The following is a 324-nucleotide window of genomic DNA, read 5'->3' as shown; positions in this document are numbered from 1 at the left end:
CGGGAGGGGATTACGGCAGTCTCGAAGGCCTCGGCAAGCTGAGGGCCGTATTCGACTATATCGCGTCGGAGCGGATTCCGTTCCACGTCGCGGTTATTCCGAGGAGATTCATGCTGGGGGAGGACGGCGCTTGGACGGAGATGGGCATCGACGATCCGGATCCGGACGAGGTCACGGCCCAGTTCGCGCGGCTGCTGCGGGACGCGCAGGAGAGCGGCGGCGTGCTCGGGATGCACGGCTACACGCACCAATACGGAGAGACCGCGAGAGAGGATGGCGGACAGAACTCGGGCACCGGCAACGAATTCAAGGTGAAGGATGCGC

General features: G+C 64.5%; 1 protein-coding gene. It reads left to right on the top strand.

From position 1 onward, the window contains the following. Nucleotides 1–324 (top strand): DUF2334 domain-containing protein (locus LUU93_RS21575; protein WP_232683233.1); only part of this gene is annotated, 324 nt, incomplete at both ends.

This window comes from Flavobacterium soyae (assembly GCF_021245985.1).
Taxonomy (GTDB): domain Bacteria; phylum Bacteroidota; class Bacteroidia; order Flavobacteriales; family Flavobacteriaceae; genus Flavobacterium; species Flavobacterium soyae.
Note: the sequence above shows the minus strand (reverse complement) of the source record. Positions and strands in the feature narration are given on the sequence as shown.